The organism is Halothermothrix orenii H 168 (assembly GCF_000020485.1).
Taxonomy (GTDB): domain Bacteria; phylum Bacillota; class Halanaerobiia; order Halanaerobiales; family Halothermotrichaceae; genus Halothermothrix; species Halothermothrix orenii.
In genome coordinates this window covers 291,361-314,258 of record NC_011899.1, presented here as the reverse complement: position 1 = coordinate 314,258, position 22,898 = coordinate 291,361, and the positions used below count along the sequence as shown (strand labels likewise).

The 22,898-nt window shown below is 38.7% G+C and carries 16 protein-coding genes; 3 read left to right on the top strand and 13 right to left on the bottom strand.

Translation table 11 applies throughout. From position 1 onward, the window contains the following. Positions 1–219 precede the first annotated feature (219 nt). On the bottom strand, positions 220–2,301 hold the full coding sequence (locus tag HORE_RS01625) for a methyl-accepting chemotaxis protein (RefSeq protein WP_012635251.1): 2,082 nt from the start codon (positions 2,299–2,301) through the stop codon (positions 220–222). 444 nt (positions 2,302–2,745) lie between these two features. Here HORE_RS01625 and HORE_RS01620 point away from each other — a divergent pair, with 444 nt between their 5' ends. Beyond that, positions 2,746–2,937, top strand: a complete 192-nt coding sequence (locus HORE_RS01620) for a DUF6485 family protein (RefSeq protein WP_012635250.1) — start codon at positions 2,746–2,748, stop codon at positions 2,935–2,937. 62 nt (positions 2,938–2,999) lie between these two features. Here the strand turns inward: HORE_RS01620 and rlmD are convergent, their stop codons facing one another. From rlmD to HORE_RS12245, 6 genes are all read right to left on the bottom strand, one after another. Then, complete coding sequence (rlmD, locus tag HORE_RS01615) at positions 3,000–4,361, bottom strand: 23S rRNA (uracil(1939)-C(5))-methyltransferase RlmD (protein ID WP_012635249.1); 1,362 nt, start codon at positions 4,359–4,361, stop codon at positions 3,000–3,002. Between the two features lie 149 nt (positions 4,362–4,510). Then, positions 4,511–5,155, bottom strand: a complete 645-nt coding sequence (locus HORE_RS01610; protein WP_012635248.1) for a redox-sensing transcriptional repressor Rex — start codon at positions 5,153–5,155, stop codon at positions 4,511–4,513. A 3-nt stretch (positions 5,156–5,158) separates the two neighbouring features. Further along, entirely contained in the window at positions 5,159–6,871 is a 1,713-nt protein-coding gene (locus HORE_RS01605; RefSeq protein ID WP_012635247.1) for an NADH-dependent [FeFe] hydrogenase, group A6, read from the bottom strand. Between the two features lies 1 nt (position 6,872). Next, the gene (locus HORE_RS01600; protein WP_012635246.1) at positions 6,873–8,099 is read right to left on the bottom strand and encodes a complex I 51 kDa subunit family protein; all 1,227 of its coding nucleotides are present in this window, start codon (positions 8,097–8,099) and stop codon (positions 6,873–6,875) included. 19 nt (positions 8,100–8,118) lie between these two features. After that, positions 8,119–8,529, bottom strand: a complete 411-nt coding sequence (nuoE, locus tag HORE_RS01595) for an NADH-quinone oxidoreductase subunit NuoE (protein WP_012635245.1) — start codon at positions 8,527–8,529, stop codon at positions 8,119–8,121. Positions 8,530–9,048: 519 nt separating this feature from the next. Beyond that, positions 9,049–11,682 carry a sigma 54-interacting transcriptional regulator gene (locus HORE_RS12245; RefSeq protein ID WP_012635244.1) on the bottom strand — a complete coding sequence of 878 codons (2,634 nt, stop codon included), beginning with the start codon at positions 11,680–11,682 and terminating at the stop codon, positions 9,049–9,051. Positions 11,683–11,825: 143 nt separating this feature from the next. Here HORE_RS12245 and HORE_RS01585 point away from each other — a divergent pair, with 143 nt between their 5' ends. Continuing rightward, positions 11,826–12,746: an AEC family transporter gene (locus HORE_RS01585; RefSeq protein ID WP_012635243.1), complete on the top strand. Its 921-nt coding sequence runs from the start codon at positions 11,826–11,828 to the stop codon at positions 12,744–12,746. A gap of 10 nt (positions 12,747–12,756) precedes the next feature. Here the strand turns inward: HORE_RS01585 and HORE_RS01580 are convergent, their stop codons facing one another. The 6 genes from HORE_RS01580 to carA all read right to left on the bottom strand — a co-directional run bounded on the left by HORE_RS01580 (position 12,757) and on the right by carA (position 21,037). Further along, positions 12,757–13,335 (bottom strand): hypothetical protein, encoded by a 579-nt coding sequence (locus HORE_RS01580; RefSeq protein ID WP_012635242.1) that lies wholly within the window; start codon positions 13,333–13,335, stop codon positions 12,757–12,759. A gap of 117 nt (positions 13,336–13,452) precedes the next feature. Further along, the gene (gene argH, locus HORE_RS01575) at positions 13,453–14,847 is read right to left on the bottom strand and encodes an argininosuccinate lyase (protein ID WP_012635241.1); all 1,395 of its coding nucleotides are present in this window, start codon (positions 14,845–14,847) and stop codon (positions 13,453–13,455) included. Continuing rightward, positions 14,844–15,356 carry a GNAT family N-acetyltransferase gene (locus HORE_RS01570; RefSeq protein WP_012635240.1) on the bottom strand — a complete coding sequence of 171 codons (513 nt, stop codon included), beginning with the start codon at positions 15,354–15,356 and terminating at the stop codon, positions 14,844–14,846. Before HORE_RS01570 ends, argH begins: the two co-directional genes overlap by 4 nt. After that, positions 15,353–16,594, bottom strand: coding sequence for an argininosuccinate synthase (locus HORE_RS01565; RefSeq protein ID WP_012635239.1), 1,242 nt, complete (start codon positions 16,592–16,594; stop codon positions 15,353–15,355). Before HORE_RS01565 ends, HORE_RS01570 begins: the two co-directional genes overlap by 4 nt. Next, a complete protein-coding gene (gene carB / locus HORE_RS01560) occupies positions 16,591–19,794 on the bottom strand; it encodes a carbamoyl-phosphate synthase large subunit (protein ID WP_012635238.1) in 3,204 nt (1,067 codons plus the stop codon). The genes HORE_RS01565 and carB overlap by 4 nt, the downstream gene beginning before the upstream one ends. A 148-nt stretch (positions 19,795–19,942) precedes the next feature. Continuing rightward, a complete protein-coding gene (carA, locus tag HORE_RS01555) occupies positions 19,943–21,037 on the bottom strand; it encodes a glutamine-hydrolyzing carbamoyl-phosphate synthase small subunit (RefSeq protein ID WP_012635237.1) in 1,095 nt (364 codons plus the stop codon). Between the two features lie 377 nt (positions 21,038–21,414). Here carA and HORE_RS01550 point away from each other — a divergent pair, with 377 nt between their 5' ends. Beyond that, positions 21,415–22,785, top strand: a complete 1,371-nt coding sequence (locus tag HORE_RS01550; RefSeq protein WP_012635236.1) for a [Fe-Fe] hydrogenase large subunit C-terminal domain-containing protein — start codon at positions 21,415–21,417, stop codon at positions 22,783–22,785. The last annotated feature ends 113 nt before the right edge of the window (positions 22,786–22,898 follow it).

Sequence of the window (22,898 nt, the reverse complement as noted above, 5' to 3'; positions counted from 1 at the left end):
AATCTTATTAATTACTAGAAAAAACCCCTACCGAGATATAATATGCCTCCCCCAGGGTAGTAGGTTAATAATAATCAACTACTATCTGAAGAGTAATCATATCAATAAACCAGTAGGGGTAATTAAACCTGATTCATTAACTGTAGATTACCAGTAACGTTTGTTATCCTTTGTTATTTTTTAATCACTTATGTATTTCTAATCTGTATCATAAATAGATTAAATCCTGAACTGATTTACCATTCTCTGGAGGTTATCAGCCATATGGGCCAGTTCATCTGCTGCCTGGGCCATCTGTTCAATAACCTCTGTCTGTTCTTCATTGGTCCTGGCAGATTGTTTTGCCCCTTCAGCATTGGATCTTGATATTTTATTGATTTCCTCTACGGCATCAGATATTTCCCGGGTACCCTCAAGCTGTTCCTGGACATATCTATTAATCTCCCGGGCTACTTTTTTAGATTTATTAATTGCTTCCTGAATCTGACCAAATACCTCCTCGGCGTTTTCTACTGACTTTTCACCCTCTTCAACCAGTTTGCTGCTTTTTTCCATAGAATCAACAACATTACCGGTAGCTGTATTTATCTGTTCAAAAATATGATTGATTTCCTGGACAGATTTATTGGACTCTTCAGCCAGTTTCCTGATTTCATCTGCTACTACGGCAAACCCTCTACCGGCTTCTCCAGCCCTGGCTGCCTCGATAGCGGCGTTGAGTGAGAGAAGACTGGTCTCTTCGTTAATATAATTAATGGCTTCTACTATAGTATTGATTTTTTTAATCTTATCAGCAAGGGTCAATACCTCTGACTGGGTATTTTGGACTTCTTCCAGGATCTGGTCCATATTTTCACTGACATTACCCATTACTTCCAGTCCATAACTGGACCTGTCAAAAGCCTGCTCAACTGTCTGGAACACTTCTTCAGAGCTACTGGCCACATTCTGAGCTTTGGTTTTGATTTCTGAAAGAATTCTGGTTGCTTTTTCGGTTTTTTCAGCCTGTTCTTCGGTACCTGCTGCTATTTCTTCACTGGCTGCTGCAACCTCCTGGGAAGCTGCAGTAACCTCTTCAGTATTAGCTGATAAATTTTGAGACATATTATAAACATTTTCAGATGAATTTATAAGCTCTTTTACTATTGACCTCAGGTTCTGAACCATCTTATTAAAATTCTTTGTCATTTCTGCCAGCTGGTCCCGGGATTTATTTTTTACCATCCGGGTCAGGTCACCATCAGCAACACTATTGGTTACTTCAATGACCTTTTTTAAGGGAACTGTAATACTGCGGGTAATTAATAAAACAATCAAGAAAGAAGCTATAATAAAGATTACAGCATATAATACGGTCCTTTTTTGAGTATTTTCGACCAGCCGGGTTACTCCCTGCTGGGAAGATACCAGAGTCAGGTAGCCTATATTATCCCCGAAAAAGTTCTTTATTGGATAATAACCTACCAGATAAGAACCGGACTCAAGGTTTTTGTTAGTTATATAAAATTCTTCACCACTTTCTTCACTTTTATTAAGACTGGTTATAATGTCTTCATCAACCAGGTCTATTGAACTGAATTCACTGGCATCAGAATTATTAAAAAGTAGTTCGTCACCGGCATACAACTGGACTATATACCCGGTATTTTTAGAAATCTGGTCCAGTAAGGTTGTGTTAATAGGATCAGATATAATCAGGGAACCAATGGTTTCAATACCAAATTCCCCTGTTATCGGTCCAATTGAATTAATATATATGTTTGATTCAGTCCTGGATATAAAAGGAACCGTAATCCCCTGAAAAAGCAACTGCTCTAATTTACTTGTTAACTCTTTTTTATTTCCAAGGGGATCTTCTGCCATAAAACTATGTACTAAACTAAACTCAGAATCCCTGATGGCCAAATTTACTATATCCAGATTTGTCCGTAAATCAAAGAGAACATCAACCCTGCCCTCACCTGTAACCAGTTCCTTTACAGCAGGTACCTGTGATAAAAGCCTGGCATAACCACTCAGTTCTGTTCTCTTATTCTCCAGTAACTGGTCTATACTATAAAGGCCTTCCAGCATATTCTGTTTCTGCTGGTTTGTTACATATCCTGTAAAGGTATTTAAAGATAGGTAAGAGTTCAGGCCAATTACCAGAATAATTAAAAGTAAAATAAAAAACATCAACCTTTTCCCGATTTTAAATTTGTTTAATAGGTTTATCAATCCTTTTTCTATCTTTAAAAAGAAATTACTAATGGCCTTGCCCCCTTTTTTGATAAACGCCGACATTGTGACCTTCAGTTTCACCTGATTCCCCCCCTGAAAAACTCTTAATTTGTTTATAAACATTAAAAAAATAATAAAAATATATGTAAAATAAATTTTTTTATTTATTTTGATTATATTATTTTATTCTATAAAAATACTACAAATTCCTTTTTTATATATAAAATTAATACAATTTTCGTAATATGTTCAGTTGCTAAATTTAAATATTAGGATAGTTGTTAATCGATGAAAGTCGTCATAGAATTTAATTTAAAAATCAATATTTAAGAACCTGTACTATTATACTTGAATCTAATTACATAAAAATATTTTCTTGCAATCAGGGAGGATTTTATCAATTGAACCAGAACACAATAATATAAATAAAAAATATTATATAATAATAAATTTTTAGTTAATCACTGATTCTGGGAATTTTTTAATGTTTCAGGACATATTCCAAAAATATCAGGAGGGATTAACATGGAGTGTACAATAACCAGAAATAAATCAAACTGTACCTGTACTTATGATCCATGCCCGCGAAAGGGGAAATGCTGTGAATGTATTACTTACCACCGTCAACGTGGTGAATTGCCAGGTTGCCTCTTTCCACCTGAAGTAGAAAAAACCTATGATAGGTCTATTGAGGCTTTTATAAAAGCCCATCAATAGCATTTTTTCAATATAAATAAAGTAATTAAAGTCCAGGGGGTAACCCCTGGACTTTTTGTTTTTTAAACATTTGACTCAAGTTTTACAACACACTCCACATGATATGTCTGTGGAAATAAATCTACCGGTTGGACTTCATTTATATCATAGCAGGCTTTAATTTCTTTTAAATCCCGGGCCAGGGTGGCTGGATTACAGGAAACATAAACAATTTTTGGGGGTAACACCTCTAAAACTGTAGCCATAGTTTCCTTATCAAGGCCTTTACGCGGGGGATCAAATATAATAACATCAGGTTTTATCTTTTTTTTATCAACCAGTTCCGGTAATTTATCCTCTACCTTACCTTTAATAAAAATACAATTATTTATACCATTTAAGGCGGCATTACGTTCCGCATCCTCAATAGCACTCCCCACCACTTCTATCCCGTAAACAGTCCTGGCTTCACCGGCCAGGTAAATACCAATACTACCTGCTCCACAATAGGCATCAACTACTGTTTCCTGACCACTTAATCCGGCATATTTCCTAACAGTATTATAAAGTCTTTCTGTCTGTAAAGTATTTACCTGGAAAAAAGAATGTGGAGAAATAGCATATCTGATAGAGCCTATGTAATCTATATAATAATCATTACCTTTGATCAGGAGGGTCTTATCTCCCATAATAACATTGGTACGCCGGGGATTAATATTCTGCAGGACTCCTTTAAGCTCAGGAATCTCTGTCATCAACTTCCTGGCTATTTCCTGTAATTCTTTAAATTTTTTATCCCTGGTAACAAATATTAAAAGGGCCTGATTGGTACATATTCCGACCCTGACCACCAGATGACGCAATAAACCGGTATGTGTTTTTTCATCATAAACCGTTAAATCGTAATTATTTAATATACTAATGGTTTTTCTGGCAATTCTATTAATTAAGGGATGTTGGATAACACACTGACGGTGGGGTACAACCTGATGGGTGCCCTTTTGATAAAAACCGGTTATAACCCTTCCTTCATTATCACTTCCAAGGGGAAACTGGGCCTTATTCCGATAGATCCAGGGATGGTCTGCTCCTATAACTTCATTAACCCTTACTTCCTCAAAACCCCCTATTCTTTCCAGGGTATCCTTAACAATTTTCTGTTTGTGAAGCAGTTGTAAGGAGTAATCCATCTGTTGAAGATGGCATCCTCCACACAGGCCAAATACTTCACACTCAGGCTCTTTCCGCTCCGGAGCCGGGGTTAATATTTCTTTAATCTCACCCCGGGCATAATTTTTCTTTCTCTCTTTAATCTTGACTCTTACTTTCTCCCCTGGTATACCCTCAGGAACAAAAACAACCAGTCCCCGGTACCGTCCAATTGCTTCCCCACCATGACCTAAAGTGTCCAGCTTCAATTCAATTAAATCTCCATTAGCTGCCATAATTGCAATCACTCCTGTATTTCATTATATTTATTTTACCACTTATAGCAAATAAAAAAAAGGAGGTCCGGATACCGTTCATATCCAGACCCCTTTCCCGTTCATATAAGGATATCTGAGAATATCTAAGAATATCATAAAGAATACCCTTACTTAACATTAACCTTTAAGTTCCCATGACCTGATTTATAAATCAGCCAGACCAGACTTGAAGCCAGGTCCTCATAATATATCACTACCTCTGAAGGCAGGTTTAAAGCTACAGGTGCAAAGTTCCATATTGCCTTAACACCTGCTTTCACCAGGGAACTGGCTACTCCCTGGGCTTCTTCTTCAGGTACTGCTATAATTGCTGTTTTTATATTTCTTTTCCTGATTATTTTTTCCATCTCATTAACACTTCTAACGGTAAGCCTTCCTACCCTGTTATTGATTTTATCAATATCACAGTCAAAAACCTCAACAATTTCCATACCCATTTCCTTAAATCCCTGATAGTTAACAAGAGCCCTCCCTAAATTACCTGCCCCTACCAGGGCAATCTCCCGGACTCTATTAAACCCCAGAATGCGTTCCAGACATTTCTTTAAACTATTTATATCATAACCCACCCCTTTACATCCAAATTCTCCAAAATAGGATAAATCCTTCCTGACCTGGGCAGCTGAAGTACCTACCGCGTCACCCAGGGTTTTTGAAGAAATGGTATCTTCAAGGTCGCGTTCAGCCATTTTCTTTAAATATCGATAGTAAACCACCAGTCTTTCAATCGTTGCCTGAGGAACTTCATTCATATCTTAAACACCCCTGTTTATATAATGGGTATGGAGCAGTTCATGGGCTTTATGGCTTCCATGTTTATCCAGGAATTCTTGATATAGTTTTTTAATATACGGATTTTCATGGGATTTCCTTAATTTTTTATTTTTATCTATCTTATATAAAGCTTCAATTCGCTTTCTTCTTATATCCTCACTGGTGGGAATAGGTTGACCACCACCACCAATACATCCCCCGGGACAGGCCATTAACTCAACAAAATGATACTCTTTTCCTGATTTTATCAGCTCCATCAGTTTTCTGACATTTCCCAGACCATGTGCTACTGCTACCTTCAACTGAGTTCCATTTAAGGTAACTTCTGCTTCCTTAATTCCGGCTTCACCCCTTACATTCTTAAAGTCCAGCTGACCGAGTTTTTCACCGGTTACCAGTTCATAGGCTGTCCGCAGGGCAGCTTCCATTACCCCACCGGTTGCGCCGAAAATATCAGCAGCCCCCGATGATGTTCCCATTAGTTTATCATGCTCTTCAGCATTAAGGTTAGTAATATCAATTCCTGCCTCTTTAATCATCCGGGCCAGTTCCCTGGTAGTCAGAACATAATCAACATCGCCCTCCATTTCCGGTCTTCTGGCTTCAAATTTTTTGGCAGTACAGGGCATAACCGAAACTACAACTATTTTATCCCTCGGTATATTACTTTTATCAGCATAATAAGATTTGGCAATCGCTCCAAACATCTGCTGTGGTGACTTACAGGTAGACAAATTATCTATAAATTCAGGGTAGAAGTGTTCTATATATTTAATCCAGCCCGGACTACAGGAAGTAAACATCGGTAGCTCACCATTATTATTTAACCGCTCTATCAATTCAGTTCCCTCTTCCATGATGGTTAAATCAGCTGTAAAATTAGTATCAAAGACACGGTCAAAGCCCAGTCGCCTCAATCCAGCAACCATCTGCCCTGTAAAAATAGTTCCCGGTTTTAATCCAAAGGCCTCAGACAGGGCCACCCTGACAGCAGGTGCCGTCTGGACTACCACATATTTATCCCTGTCATGAAGCACCTCCCAGACTTTTTCATAGTGATACACCTCATGTAAGGCCCCTGTCGGACAGGCATGGATACACTGACCACAGTTAGTACACTCCACATTCCCCATTCCTTTTTCTTTGAAGGTTGTTACCACTGTTGCCGGTCCTCTATTGGCTGTTGTAAAAATACCTACCTCCTGGACCTCTTCACATTTTCTGATACACCGACCACAGGTTATACATTTATTAGGCTCCCTCACAATTGAATAACTGGACCGGTCATCCCTGTAACCTTTGTCATAGGTAGCTAATCTGATATTACTGACACCTATATCCTCGGCAATTTCCCTCAGTTCACAGCTTCCGGCCCGACTACAGGTTAGGCAATTTAACTGACAATCAATATTATGGGAGGCAACTATTAATTCAAATAAAGTTCTTCTAACATCTCTGACTTTAGGGGAGTGGGTTTTGATTACCATACCATCATTAACTTCTGTAGCACAGGCAGGTTTTAAAAGGGCTTCTCCTTCAATTTCAACCACACATAACCGACAACCACCATATACGGATAATCCTTCTTCATAGCATAGGGTTGGTATTTTAATATGGGCCTGGCGAGCAGCTTCCAGGATACTAATTCCGTCTCTGACCTCCAGATCAAGCCCATCAATATTTATTTTTACCACTCTAATCCCTCCCGACCATTAATTCATCTTCAAATTTATTTAAAACTGAAGTTACAAAATTTAATGAAGTCTGTCCGAGGCCACATCTAGCAGCCAGATGAATAGCCCTACCAATATCAGATATTAATTTCTTTTCATCCCGGTCAAATCGGCCATCACTGATTTTATTTTTTAATAGCAGATGAACCCTCCTATTACCTTCTCTACAGGGAAAACAGGTCCCACAGGTCTCATCCATAAAAAACCGGGATACATTTAACATTAAATCCGGCAGGTAATGGTCTTCACTCACTACCACCACAGCTCCAGATCCCAGAGAACTCCCCTTTTTTTCAATGTCCTCATAAGTGTAGGGAATATCCAGTTCATCATCTTTCAGGACTGATGTTGAGATTCCCCCGGGGATTACAAATTTAAGCCCACTACTACATTTAACACCACCACCAAAGGTATCGATTAATTCTTTTATGGTCATAGTACCAAATTCCACTTCATAGACACCCGGATTACATATATCACCACTCAAACAGACCAGTTTGGTCCCTCTACTCTGTTCTGTTCCCATTGAACCATATTTATCAGCCCCCTGTAGAATTATTTCAGCAGCTGCTGCCAGAGTTTCAACATTATTAACAACTGTTGGTTTATTAAATAAACCCTGCCGGGTTGGATAAGGTGGCTTAATCCTGGAGGTACCACGTTTTCCTTCTATGGAATTAATTAATGAAGTTTCATCACCACATACATAGGCCCCGGCTCCTTTAATTAGCTTGAGATCAAAACTATAATCACTACCCATTACCCTATTACCCAGAATACCTCTTTTCTTTGCTTCCTTAATTACCTGTCTAAATATATTAATGGGTAAAGCATATTCCCCCCGGATATAAATATACCCCTGATGAGCACCAATGGTATAGGCACCGATTAATATTCCCTCCAGTACCTTCAAGGGACTATTTTCTAGTAAATATCGATCTTTAAAAGTACCAGGTTCTCCTTCATCACCATTACAGATTATATATTTCTCTCCAGCTTTTTCCTTTAAGGCTAATTCCCACTTCAACCCGGTTGGAAAGCCAGCCCCTCCTCTTCCTCTGAGACCTGATTTCTTAAGTTCCTCAATAATATCCTTTTTATCCATGTCCAGGGCCCTTTTCAGGGCCGGAAACTTATAACTATCAAAATCACTGACTTCATTTTGCTTTAAAAAAAGTCTTTCAGTCATATTTATTTCCCTCCCCTTACTATACGCAATCTCTCAGTATTTCAAGAGCCATATTAGGACTAACCCTGGTATAAATTCTGTCATTAACCATCATAACCGGGCCTTCACCACAGTGTCCCAGGCATTCTACTACTTCAAGGGTAAATTTCTTATCCTCAGTAGTCTCACCATTTTTAATTCCGAGATAATCTTTTACTACCTCTACAATCCCTTCCGAATCATTAATGTGGCAGGATAAGCTATCACATACCCTGACTATATATTTACCAACTGGTTCTGTATAAAACATTGAATAAAACCTAATAACGCCATAAATCCTGGCTCTGGGCATCTTATACTCCTGGGACAACTTCCTGATCTCTCCTTCAGATATGAAGCCATAAGTTTCCTGTATATTATGCAACCTTTCCAGAAAACTAACCCTGTTCACTGACACCAACCTCCTTTGTGAATTTTTTCTCCAATAAAGTCCTGCCCCCCCTTTAAACAGGTTTCATCAATATATATTGCAAGTTTTGTGCCATAAGATACCCCGTGGCACAACCTTAATATTCCTGCACGATTTTCTTAAATACGGAGTGCCCGTGGCACAACCTTAATGTTCCTGTACGGTTTTCTTAAATACGGAGTGCCCGTGGCACAACCTTAATGTTCCTGTACGGTTTTCTTAAATACGGAGTGCCCGTGGCACAACCTTAATGTTCCTGTACGGTTTTCTTAAATACGGAGTGCCCGTGGCACAACCTTAATGTTCCTGTACGGTTTTCCACGGTTTTCTTAGATTCGTGATAAAATATTATTAATATAAAAAAATGCAGGGATGCATTATATAATGCGACCCTGCATTAGAAATAGTGACTTAAATAACTAATGACTATACTAATTTATCCCCGTTTATAATTAACCTGATTCAGATAACAGACTGTTAATTATCTTTAAAATTCCTTAATTACTGTTTAAAATATTTATGTAATTTCCTGACAACTGTGGATTGATTAACCCCCAGTAATTTAGCCATATCATAAGTGGAGTTACCTTTACTCCTGGCCATGGAAAGTAATTTCTTTTCGACTCTGGCAACAGCCTCAGGTAAGGGCATTATTTTATTTATTAAAATCTCCGGTGTCTTGACCTCAGGATTATCGATATATTCAATAATAATATTACGGTCAACAAAAGATTCTTCGCAAGTTACCACCAACCTCTCTATCAGATTAGTTAATTCACGAACATTTCCGGGCCAACTATAACTGAGCAGTAGTTCTTCCGCATCCCTGGTTAGCTTAATCTGTTTATTATATTTTTCACAATATTGATCAAGAAAATATTTAATAAGAGATAAAATATCTTCAGGCCTTTTCCGTAATGGGGGTATATATAGAGGTACAACATTAAGGCGGTAAAATAAATCTTGCCTGAAATATTTTTGCCTGACCATTTGCCGTAAATCCCTATTAGTAGCTGCAATCAATCTAAAGTCTATCTTCACGGGTTTTACCCCACCTATCCTGGTAAGTTTCCGTTCCTGAAGAACCTGAAGTAATTTTGCCTGCATATTAAGGGGCATTTCACCGATTTCATCCAGAAAGAGAGTTCCCCTGTCAGCTTTTTCAATCAAACCAGGTTTGCCCGCTCTTTTGGCTCCACTGAAAGCACCGGTTTCATACCCGAACAGTTCGGATTCGAGCAGGCTTTCGGGAATTGCAGCACAGTTAATTTTTACAAATTCTTGCCTCCCCGGGCTCTGTTCATGAATATACCTGGCAACAACTTCTTTTCCAACCCCTGATTCTCCAGTTATTAAAACAGTCGAATCTGTTCCAGCTATCTTACGACAGGTCATTAATATATTTTTCATTTCATCTGAACTAACAATTATATGGCCCGTATTACCCTCGGGGTTATTATCCAGCTGAGGGGCATTATCAAGATATTTTTTTAACTTTTCCTTTTCTTTATCCTTTTCATCATTTATTAAATCTAAATTTCTGACATTAACCACCACCCACTCCAGGTCACCATTTTCATTAAAAACCGGATTAGCTGTTGCCAAAAGTCTTTTTTTATCAGAGGTATTTTCAACCAGGGTAATATTCCGTTTTTCCTTAAGGGCCAGACTGGCAACAGATGGATAAATATATCTCTCCTTTTCTAGCTCTTCAACTCTCTTTCCGATTAAATCCTGCCTTTTAAAACCTACCATGTTCAGATACGAATGATTAACACGTTCTATCCGGCCATCTTTACTGACCATAACCAGGCCATCACAGGAGAAATTAATCAATGTATCCATCTCTTTATTCAATATTTGAATCTCTTTAAGCTCAGACCGCTTCTCATTAATAAGGTATGGTAAACACATTTCAACTTCAGCCAGCCCCTGATAAACGGCAATAGCCTTATCCCAGCACGTTGCATAACCACAGGCTCCACAGTCCAGTAAATCCTCTTCAGTAAACTTATTTGTTTGATTTAATATACTCCAGATTTCTTCTTCTCCCGGGCTGGCAAGTTCCCTATAATCTTCTTTAAACTTAACTTTTAAAGAGATTCTGGAAGCTACTGTTTCAGAATACTTCGCCTGAGCAACATTATTATCTTTAGCCCGGTTGATAAAGTTAAAGACCGCCTTTTCCTTTTTGAAGTAATTTTCATGATACAAATCAACCCCGTTAATACAACCCTCACAAAATAATGCATCAACAAATCGAGGTTTTATTTCACCATTCCTGATACTATTTAATAGATCAATTACCTTCTCCCGACCTTCAACCTGATTATAACCCTCTGGAAATATATTACATTTTCCAGTAATAGCCCGGATTAATCCTCCGGCCAGGGGAAGAGCCCGGCTCTCATCATCTGGTTCTCTTTTGATGGTATCAGTATTTCTGCGATCTGTTACCTCTTGCTTTGAAGCTGTAATTATCTTTTGATAATCACCACTGTTTTGACCGGGTTCAGCTATTTCACTAAATGTCAGAACTACTACATCTTCATATCCTTCAAACTCACCTTTTTTAGCAAGACAGGGACCTATCAAAACTACTTTCACATCATTTCCTTCTATTTTTTTAATATACCGGTACAGGGCTTTCATGGGAGAAACAATCGTTGCCAGGTAGGTCAGGAGATCGGGGTAATATTTTTTTATTAGATTAACAATTACCGGACATGCCGAACTAATCACAGGACCTGTTGCCTTTTTTAATATTTTTTTATATTCCTTAATAACCATTTCTGCACCCCAGGCCACCTCATAAACCCTGTTAAAACCCAGTGACTTCAAATAACTTACCCAGTCATCAAGGGAAAGTTGATTGCCATATGAAGGAAAACTGGGAGCCAGACCGGCTACTATTTTATCATTATCCTGTAAGAACTGTTTAGCAATTTCCTTAAAATCTCGGACCTTCTTGGCTCCCTGGGAACATACCAGGACACAATTACCACAATGAATACACCGGTCACTGATAACCTCGGCCTGTCTGTTTTTTACCCTGACAGCCTTAACTGGGCAATTCCTGACACAGGCATAACACTCGTGACACCTATCCTTAATAGTTTCTATCAAGCCTACCATCTTCCAGAAAACCTCCCGGTTTAATAGTATTAATTTTCAAAAAACTTGTATTTTAATTTTGACACCTATTTTTATTCATGTTAAAATAATTTAAGTTAATTAAGGGGACAGAAGTTAATTGGGAGAAAGGAGTCAAAACCTTTATGGGTATTATAATAAATCAAATACTGGTCTTATTTTTAATTATTTTCCTGGGTTTTGTACTCAGAAAAAAGCAATTAATTAATGAAGAAATAAATAAAGGGCTTTCCAATATACTGGTAGATGTAACCTTGCCGGCCCTGATAATTTCATCTATGGCCATTGAATTTAATCCAGATATCATGGATAATATAAAGAAAATAGGTTTTATTTCAATAGCAAGTTATTTGACGGTAATTGCACTGGTCTTGATATTTACCAGTAAGTTATCCCTGCCTTCTAAAAGGAAGACCGTTTTCAAGTTTTTGCTTATTTTTGGAAACGTAGGGTATATGGGGTACCCTGTTATTGACACCATATACCCTGAACTGGGTATCCTCTATGCAGTTATAAATAACATTATCTTTAATGTACTTGTATGGACTTTCGGTATTTATCTCTTTATAAAAGATGAAAAAGGTAGCAATATTAAGCTACACAACCTTGTAAATAATGGACTGATAGCAGTTGTTATTGGATTTATTTTATTCCTTGGTAACATTAAACTTCCACTCCCGATAGAAGGGGCCCTGGACAAAGTAGGTGAAATGACCTTTCCCCTGTCAATGATAATTATAGGAAGTTCCCTTACTAATGTCAGGTTTAAAACCATTATAAAAGACTACTATCTATATCTGTTATGCCTGCTAAAATTGATAGCAATTCCACTGATCGGATTTTTAATTTTAATACAGTTTGATCTACCACAAATCATAAGGGATATCAGTGTGCTATTACTGGCTATGCCAGCAGCTGCCAGTGGTGTTATTTTTGCAGAAAAATTTGAGGGGGATTATAAATTTGCCTCTGAAGGTGTCTTTATCACAACTTTATTTTCCCTGGTAACTATACCCTTATTTATCTGGTTGACCCGTATCTATTAAGTAAAACCAGTTATAACTTAAAAGATGCCAGACACCTGTTTTCCGGGTCTGGTTCAGGGCGCCAGACCTCTAACCGGTCTGCCTCGGAGGCATACTGTTTTTTATTAGTATTATATGAAATGTAATAATAAATATGGCGGAATAGTTTGTCGGGAATAGGCCTGGAGGCAAAGAGATTGCTCAAAAGAGTAATGTGAAGGTCCCATTGATGATAATTATTAATTGTAGACAGGCCTCTTTTTTCTAATTCGCGGTGAAGATTCAGGGCAAACTCCATCAGTGGGCCCTCGTTAAGAATATCCATCACAAGAAAATTATTTTGATAAAAATGAAAACTCTGGTCTGTATTAACACAGATATCTATCTTTTTGTATTTGTTTATAACCTTTTCCACAATTGCAACAACTTCATCCCTGTAACCCTTTTTAATCCTGTCCAGGGTAATATGAATTTCAGGGAAAAAAACATCATCAGAAATCCTACAATTTTCAGAAATAAACTTCTGAATCCCCCGGGCCAGACTATACACCTTTCCCCGGGGGATTAATACTATAAAATGTTCACTTTCGAGGGAAGCAGGTTGTATCATATTTAGTCTCCTGACATTTATATAAACAATTCCACAATAAGTATATTATTAACTCATTTTGTACCAGAAAACGTAATCTCTATTCTGACTACCTGTTAATACTTAATTATACCATTTTTAAGTAAATGATTCAATCCACTCCCTCTCTATACTGATTACCCTCTCCACTTCCTCAGGAGCTGGTCCTCCCGAAGACTTACGATTATTCAAACTCGTATTTACATCAAGAATTTCTGACAAACCTTTATCAAATATATCACCGTAATCCGGAAAAAGCTGGTTCCATTCCTCGATAGTTATCTGGTTTAATTCTTTATCTTTTTCCAGGGCATATAAGACAGCCTTTCCCACCATCCCGTGTGCTTCACGAAAGGGAACCCCTTTCCTGGCCAGATAATCAGCTAAATCAGTTGCGTTAACAAATCCCCGGTTGGCGGCCCGGTATAACCGGTCCTTGTTTACCTTCATCGTTTTTAACATCGGCGGGAATATTTCTAAAATAATCTTGAGGTTATCAATTGTATCAAAAAGGGCCTCTTTATCCTCCTGCATATCTTTATTATAAGCCAGAGGTAACCCCTTAAGCAGGGACAGTAATTGAACTAAATTCCCGAATATCCTGCCACTTTTACCCCTGACCAATTCAGCAACATCGGGATTTTTCTTCTGGGGCATAATACTACTCCCGGTGGTAAAACTGTCATCCAGTTCAATAAAACTAAATTCACTTGAAGACCACAAGATTAATTCAGCACTAAACCTGCTCAGGTGAACCATTATTGAAGCCGCAATACCCATAAATTCTATAATATAATCCCGGTCGCTAACCCCATCTATAGAATTGAGGGCTATCTTTTCAAACCCCAGCTCCCTGGCAACCCATTCTCTGTCAATGGGGAAAGTAGTCCCTGCCAGGGCTCCACATCCAAGGGGTAAAACATTAACCCGCTTCATATTATCATTTAACCTGTCATAATCCCTTTTTAACTTAAAATAATAAGCCAGTAAATGATGGCCCATTGATACCGGCTGGGCTCTTTGAAGATGGGTATATCCGGGCATAACTACCTTTTTATATTTTTCACCCAGCTCAAGGAGGGTTTTTAAAAAGATTATTAACAGTTCCTGAATATTAAAGATTTCATCACGCAAATAAAGCCTGGTATCCAGGGCCACCTGGTCATTTCTACTACGGGCAGTATGGAGTTTTCCCCCTACTGCCCCAACCTTATCTATCAAATTTTTTTCTACCAGACTGTGAATATCTTCATATCGACCCTCCAGAGAAATTATACCTTCATCTATCTCTTCTTTTATCTCCTGTAAACCCTTAATAATTGTTTCTGCTTCAGATTTAGATAAAACACCAGTCCTGGACAGCATTTTAACATGGGCGATACTCCCTTTAATATCATAGCTGTAAAGCCTTTTATCAAAAGAAAGAGATGAATTAAATTCTTCCATAAGTTTATGGGTCTGTTTACTGAACCTGCCACCCCATAATTTCATCATTGATCAACTCCGTTAAGTCTTTTCACCCAGAGACCCCGCCGATATGGGTAACTGTTATCAATGCGGACACATCGGTAACCATTCTTAAGATAAAATTTAACCAGTTTATCATTGTCCAGGGTAGAATGTAAGTATAAATAACAACCCTTCATATTTCTGGCTTCATCTTCAGCGTACCGTAAAAGAAGGCTTCCATACCCCTGCCCCTGATAGCCGGGTAAAATGGCAAACCTCTTCAGATAAACACTGGTACTTCCTTCAAACACAAGCCTCAGACTCCCAATAATTAAGCTGTCTTTTTCCATTATCAATACCCGGTTTTTAACTATGTCTTTAACTATTTCATCAATGTTATCCCGGAAAGCCGGGAGTATATACTCTCCCGGAGTAACAGGCTCCGGGAGATAATCCTTAAAGGCACGCCTGATCAGTATCAGTACCTTACCGGCATCTTCTGTATTAGCTCCCCTGATACAGACACTGTTATCAGGAGAGGACAGGGACCTCATTTTACAAACTCCTTTAGATAAATAGTATCTTTATTTTTCTGCTGAACCTGACTATATACCTGACCTGGTAAACCCCATAGCTTGATAAATCCTTTTGCCGATGAATGGTCAAAAGAATCATTCTCATCATACGTCGCAAGATCAAACTGGTAGAGCGAATAGGGAGACTTTCGACCAACCGTAACACACTGACCCTTGTAAAGCTTTAGTTTAACTTTACCGGTAACCTGTTTCTGGGTATCTTCAATAAAGGCTTCAAGGGCTGACCGTAATGGTGAATACCATAACCCGTTATAAACCAGTTCGGAATACTTTTCACTTATCAATCTTTTGTAATGGGCTGTTTCCCTATCCAGAGTTAAGTCTTCAAGCTGCTGATGAGCTTCAAGTAAAATTGTGGCAGCCGGGGTCTCATAGATCTCCCTGGATTTGATACCGACCAGTCTGTTTTCCACCATATCTATTCTCCCTATACCATATTCGGCCCCGATATCATTTAATTTTTCCACCAATTCAACAGGGGACATATACCTGTCATTTAATTTAATGGGTTCCCCCTGGTCAAATGATATTGTTAAATAGAGGGGGGTAGCAGGGGCTTCTTCGGGATTTGCCGTCCACTGATAGGCGTCAAGTGGAGGTTCTGCCCACGGATCTTCCAACTCCCCACATTCAACACTTAACCCCCAGAGGTTACTATCGATACTGTAAGGACTTTCCTTAGTGGCTTTAACCGGAATATTATGCTTTTTAGCATAATCTATTTCTTCACCCCGGGACTTAAATTCCCACTCCCGCAAGGGGGCAATTATTTCCAGATCCGGATCAAGGGCTTTAAAAGAGACATCAAACCTGACCTGATCATTCCCTTTACCAGTACAACCATGAGCAACAGCTTCAGCTCCTTCCTGGTGGGCTACCTCTACCATCCTTTTTGCAATCAGGGGCCGGGACAGGGCAGTCGCCAGGGGATATTTGCCTTCATATAAACCATTTGCTTTCAGTGAATTAAAAGCATAGTTTTTTATAAACTCTTCCCTGATATCATCAATATAAACCTTGCTGGCACCAGCCTTCAGAGCCTTCTCTTTTATCTGGTTCCAGTCATTATCATCCTGCCCTACATTGGCTGAATAGGCTATTATTTCAGCATTAAACTTCTCCTGTAACCATTTTATACTAACAGAGGTATCAAGTCCCCCTGAATAAGCCAGAACAATTTTATTTACCTTCTTCATACTAAAACTCCTCCTTTTTTATATTCAGATAACGGTATGACCTCTTTCTTCTCCTCTTCTCCTACCCTTACCAGAGCCTGTAACACCATCTCTACAGTATCGAGAGATGTAAAACAGGGAATATTATGTTCTACCGCTATCCGTCGGAGCTTAAACCCAATCCGACCGGGCTCTTTACCCCGGGTTGGGGTATTGACAACCATTTTAATATCACCCTTTTTAATTAATCCTACCGGGTCTTCAGTCTTTTCAACCCTCAGTCCTCTTTTCTGGAAATATAAGGCCGTTTTCCTGGTGGCCAATACCTGATACCCTTCTTCTATAAACCGGCATACCACCCCCAGGGCTTCTTGTTTATCACGGTCGGCCAGGGAAAACAATACTTTTCCTCCCTCTGGGAGGTCAAAATCAGCCGCTTTAAGACCTTTATAAATGGCCTGCTCTAAATTTTCAGCTGTCCCCAAAACTTCTCCGGTTGATTTCATTTCTGGGTTGAGGTGGATATCAACTCCGAGTAACTTATCAAAGGAAAAGACAGGAACCTTTACTGAAATAAGGTCTCCAGGCGGAACTAATCCTTTTAAAGTTGTAATCTGATTCAGAGTTTCCCCGAGCATTATTCTAACTGACCATTTTACCATAGGAATACCAGTAACTTTACTCAGGATTGGAACCGTACGGCTGGCTCTGGGATTTACTTCCAGCACATAAAACTGACCATCCCTGTCAAGGACAAACTGAATATTAATTATGCCTTTAATGCCAAACAAATTACAGATTTTTTTTGTATAATTAACCAGTCTCCTGGTTTGTTTAGTAGTAAGGTTCCGGGCCGGGTAAATGGCCATACTATCCCCTGAGTGCACCCCGGCCCTTTCAACATGTTCCATAATTCCCGGTATTAATACATCATTACCGTCTGAAATTGCATCAACCTCTATTTCCCGTCCCGGAATATATCTATCAATTAAAACGGGATGCTCTGGTGTTATCTTTACAGCATCGGTCAGATATGTTTTCAACTCAGCCTCATTGGAGACAATCTCCATTCCCCTTCCACCGAGTACATATGAGGGACGTACCAGAACAGGGTACCCGATTTTATGGCTAAGTTTTAAAGCCTCTTCTATAGAGAAAACAGTATAACCAGGTGGAGTAGGTATTTTTTCGGAGGTTAAGACCTGGTTAAACTGTTTTCTATCCTCGGTCAGATTAATACTTTTAAGACCCGTTCCCAGAACATTCATACCCGCTTCACTCAAAGGCTCTGCCAGGTTAATGGCTGTCTGACCCCCGAACTGGAGGATAACATCAGTAATTCCTTCCCGTTCTGCTACATTGAGGACATATTCCGTGGTCAGGGGTTCAAAATAAAGTTTATCAGAGGTATCAAAATCGGTACTTACTGTTTCCGGGTTGTTATTTACAATAATAGCCTCTACATTTCTATCCTGAAGTGCCCTGACAGCATGAACACTACAGTAATCAAACTCAATACCCTGACCAATTCTAATCGGACCTGAACCCACCACCAAAACTTTCCGATTATCACTAACCTCAACTTCATCTTCTTCTTCATAGGTCGAATAATAATACGGGGTTTCAGCGGCGAACTCAGCAGCACAGGTATCAACCATTTTATAGGTAGGTTTAATCCCGTATTTTAACCTTAAATCCCTGACTTCAAAATCCGGTATACCAAGAAGCCTTCCAAGCATACTGTCACTCAATCCAAGTTTCTTGGCCCGGGCCAGCAAATTTACTTCACCTTTAAGGATTTTATCTTTGTTACTACTTATTTTTAAAGATAACCTTACAATCTCTTCAATTTTATATAAATAAAAGGGGTCAATCCCCGTCCATTCATATAAATCTTCTGGTTTAACACCATTATAAAAGGCCTGGAGAATATAAAACATCCTATCATCATAAGCCTTTTTAACCCTGTTTTCCAGACTTTCCCTGTCCAGGTCTTCCATAAAATCAGGCAACCTTATATCCAGGGATTCAATAGCCTTTAAAAAGGATTCTGTGAAGTTTCTTCCGATAGCCATAACCTCACCGGTTGCTTTCATCTGGGTTCCCAGGCTCCTATCACCTTTAGAAAATTTATCAAAAGGCCAGCGCGGGATTTTGGTTACAACATAATCTAACGCTGGCTCAAAACAGGCATATGTTTTTCCAGTTACTATATTTTTTATCTCATCCAGTCTAAGACCAAGGGCAATTTTAGCAGAAACCTGGGCAATAGGATAACCAGTCGCCTTCGAAGCCAGAGCACTAGAACGACTCACCCTGGGATTTACTTCAATCACATAATAGTCCAGCCCCTCAGGATCCAGAGCAAATTGAATATTACAGCCACCTTCTATCCCAAGGGCCTTTATTATTTTTATTGAAGCCATCCTGAGCAGATGGTATTCTTTATCAGATAGAGTCTGACTGGGAGCAACCACAATACTATCACCAGTGTGAATGCCAACAGGGTCAATATTTTCCATATTGCAGATGGTAATACAATTATCATTCCCATCACGTATAACCTCATACTCCAGTTCCTTCCATCCGTAAAGACTCTTTTCAATGAGAACCTGATTAATTCTACTTCTCTTTAAACCCAGAGTAACAATTTCTTTAAGTTCTTCAACATTTTCAGCTATACCTCCTCCGCTTCCACCGAGGGTATAGGCTGGTCTAACTATTACCGGAAAACCAATTTGCTGTGCTGTCTGAACAGCTTCCTTAAGGTTATCCACAATCTTACTCTCGATAAATGGTTCACCTATATCATCTAATAGTTCCCTGAATAGATTTCTATCCTCTGCTTTCTGAATTGCTTCCAGATTTGTACCCAGCAGGGTAACCCCAAATTTATCAAGAACCCCCTTTTCAGCCAGCTCAACAGCCAGATTAAGCCCTGTCTGGCCACCCAGGGTAGGAAGTAATCCATCAGGTTTTTCCTTCTCTATTATCCTGGTTATATAATCAAAGGTTAATGGTTCCAGATAAACCTGATCAGCTATATCTGTGTCTGTCATGATAGTAGCCGGATTACTGTTTACCAGAACTACTTCAAGACCTTCTTCTTTTAAAGCCTTACAGGCCTGGGTACCTGAATAATCAAACTCTGCTGCCTGCCCGATTATAATCGGCCCTGAACCAATTACCAGGACTTTCTTTATTTTCTTATTAATCGGCATGTTAAACCTCCTTCATAAGCCTTAAAACATCTATATGGTATTTACTCTTTCTATCATTCAAAACTTAAATATCATTACCCCTTCTTATATACCTAACCCTGTAGACCATATAGTTTAGACCTATAGTTGTAGGATTTATAGTTCTTACCTAAAAATTAACCAATTTTTTTACATTTCTCTGACCTGTTAATTTATTTATAAATTCGTTAAATAGCAGTGTTGAATCTTTGGGGCCAGGTCCGGCTTCAGGATGGTATTGTACTGAAGAAACCGGTAAGTCCTTATGTTTTATACCCTCTATTGTACCGTCATTTAAATTTATATGGGTAACCTCAATTTCCGGCGGCAAACCATCTTCAAGGGCATAACCATGGTTCTGGGTAGTTATTAAAACCTTACCGGTTCTTAAATCCTTGACCGGGTGATTGCCTCCATGGTGCCCGAATTTAAGTTTATATGTTCTGCCCCCGAAAGCTAATCCCAGTAGTTGATGTCCCAGACATATTCCAAAAACGGGTATATTTTTTGTAGCCAGTGATTGGATTTCAGGTACTTTTTCACTTATATCCATGGGATCCCCTGGACCGTTAGAAAGTAATATCCCGTCAGGGTTATAACTTAATACCTCTTCTGCTGATGAACTATAAGGAAGGACAAAAATATCAGCTCCCAGGCTTTTTAGATACCTGACAATGTTATATTTAACCCCGAAGTCCATAACCACAACCCTGGGACCCTTTCCCGGTATCCGGGTCGGGGTTGATACACTGACTTCCTCTACCAGGCACCTTTTCTCTTTGATTTTCTGCTTAATTATTTTATTTAACTCTTTTTCATCCAGAATTTCAGATGAAATCACACCAAACATACTACCTTTAGACCGGAGGCGTCGGGTAAGGGCACGGGTATCGATATTTGTAATACCGGTAATTTTATACTCTTTCAGAAAAACATCCAGGGTATTTTGTGACTGCCAGTGATTTGGTCGTGAGCAGTCTTCTCTGATAATCAACCCCCCGGCATGAATTTCATAAGATTCAAAGTCATTATGATTAATTCCATAATTACCGATGAGGGGATAAGTTAACGTAACCAGCTGTCCACGGTATGACGGGTCTGTTAAAATTTCCTGATACCCGGTCATACTGGTATTAAAGACAACCTCTCCCCATGTAGTCCCCTCATATCCCAATCCCTTACCTTTAAAAACCGTACCATCTTCCAGAACTAACTTAGCCTCCATCTTGGTAGCAACCCCTTTCATTTTTGCATGATTATAAAATAAACCTGCATAAATATAACCTTTTGCTATTTAGATAATTATACAATTATTTTTAACAATATTCAAGGGAAAATTTGTATTTATAATTTTGGCAAAACTCTGGTAATTAAAGTAAATAATTATATTTGTATTAATACCATTGTATTAATAGCCTGAAAAAATATAATACTAATATAAAACCCGGAGCCTTATGCGAATTCAGGCTTTTCGTAATTGATTTTTCTGGTCACAGAACCGGGCAACGACCCGGTTTTACTGCCCCTATAATTTTCAACTGAGACAGTCCTGAAACTTTGAGACTATCATTAAATTATGGTAACAGATATGAGAGGGATATTATGATAGAAAATTCAAATTATCAATCCTTAAGAAAAGATATTTTTAAACAACTCTGCAAAGATTTATATAATGACCAGATCAAAAAGACTATTAACAATCTTCCATATCAACTCACAAAAAAAGATAGTCATGAAGAACTCGACCTTATTAAAAATGAAATACTCCTGGCTATGGGTCTAAATCCTACTGCAAAAAATGACACAGAATTATCAGCTGAATTGAATACGGCCCTTAACTTAAAAGAAGTTAAACAGCCGGTAGTTACAGTTAATCGAAAAATCTGTGACCTCTGCCAGAAAAAATATGGACCAGATTATTGCAGAGTTGGGTGTGATATTAATGAAAAAGAAGGACTATTAATTGAAGACGGACGTTGTATTTCCTGTGGTAAATGCATTCCAAAATGTCCCCTTGAAGCTGTTTCTGATAAGGTTGAATTTTTTCCCCTCTATAAATACCTTAAAAACGATACCCAGGTTTATGCAAATGTGGCCCCGGCCATTATGGGACAGTTTGGTGAAAAGGTCACAGCCGGACACCTCCGGAGTGCTTTTAAAAAAATTGGATTTACCGACATGGTAGAAGTGGCCCTCTTTGCTGATATAGTTACTTTAAGAGAAGCGGATGAATATAACCGCCTTGTGCAGAAAGAGGGTGATTTTATGATTACAAGTTGTTGCTGCCCGGTATGGGTAAATATGGTAACAAAACATTACCCCTCGTTAAATAACCATCTAACCAGGACCGTATCCCCAATGATAGCCTCCGGAAGATTGATAAAGCTACTTTTTCCTGATGCCATAACTGTATTTATTGGCCCCTGCATTGCCAAAAAAGCAGAGGCGAAACATCCTGAATTAAAGGGTGCCATTGACTTTGTCTTAACCTTTGATGAATTAGATCTCATTTTTGAAGCCCTTAATATTGACCCAGCAAGACTACCTGAAGATAATAAAGAACAGTCATCCAGAGGAGGTAGAGTCTATGCCCGGACTGGAGGAGTCAGCCAGGCAGTTTCTGATACAGTTAAGCGGCTTTCTCCCCATGAGCATGTAAAATTTAAAGCAAATCAGGCCGATGGGGTAAAAAACTGCAAAAAGTTGCTTGATGAATTAAAAGAAGGTAAAGTTGAGGCTACATTTATAGAGGGAATGGGCTGTGAGGGAGGATGTGTCGGTGGACCAAAAAGAATTAATGATATTAAAGAAGCTACCAGGCTTGTAAACAAATTCGGCAGTAAAGCCCGGTCTCAAACCCCTATTGATAACAATAACATATATCACATTTTTAATTACCTAACACAGCTTATAGAATCCCAGGAACAAATAATTGATGAAGAAACATATGATAATATTCTGGTAAGGAAATAAAAAACCTGGCTTCAGGGCCTATTTTTAAAAGGAGAATATCTTGAACCCCAAAAATCAGTTCTTTAATATAAAAAATAGAACGTAACTGATAAAATTTCAGAACAAATTGGCTA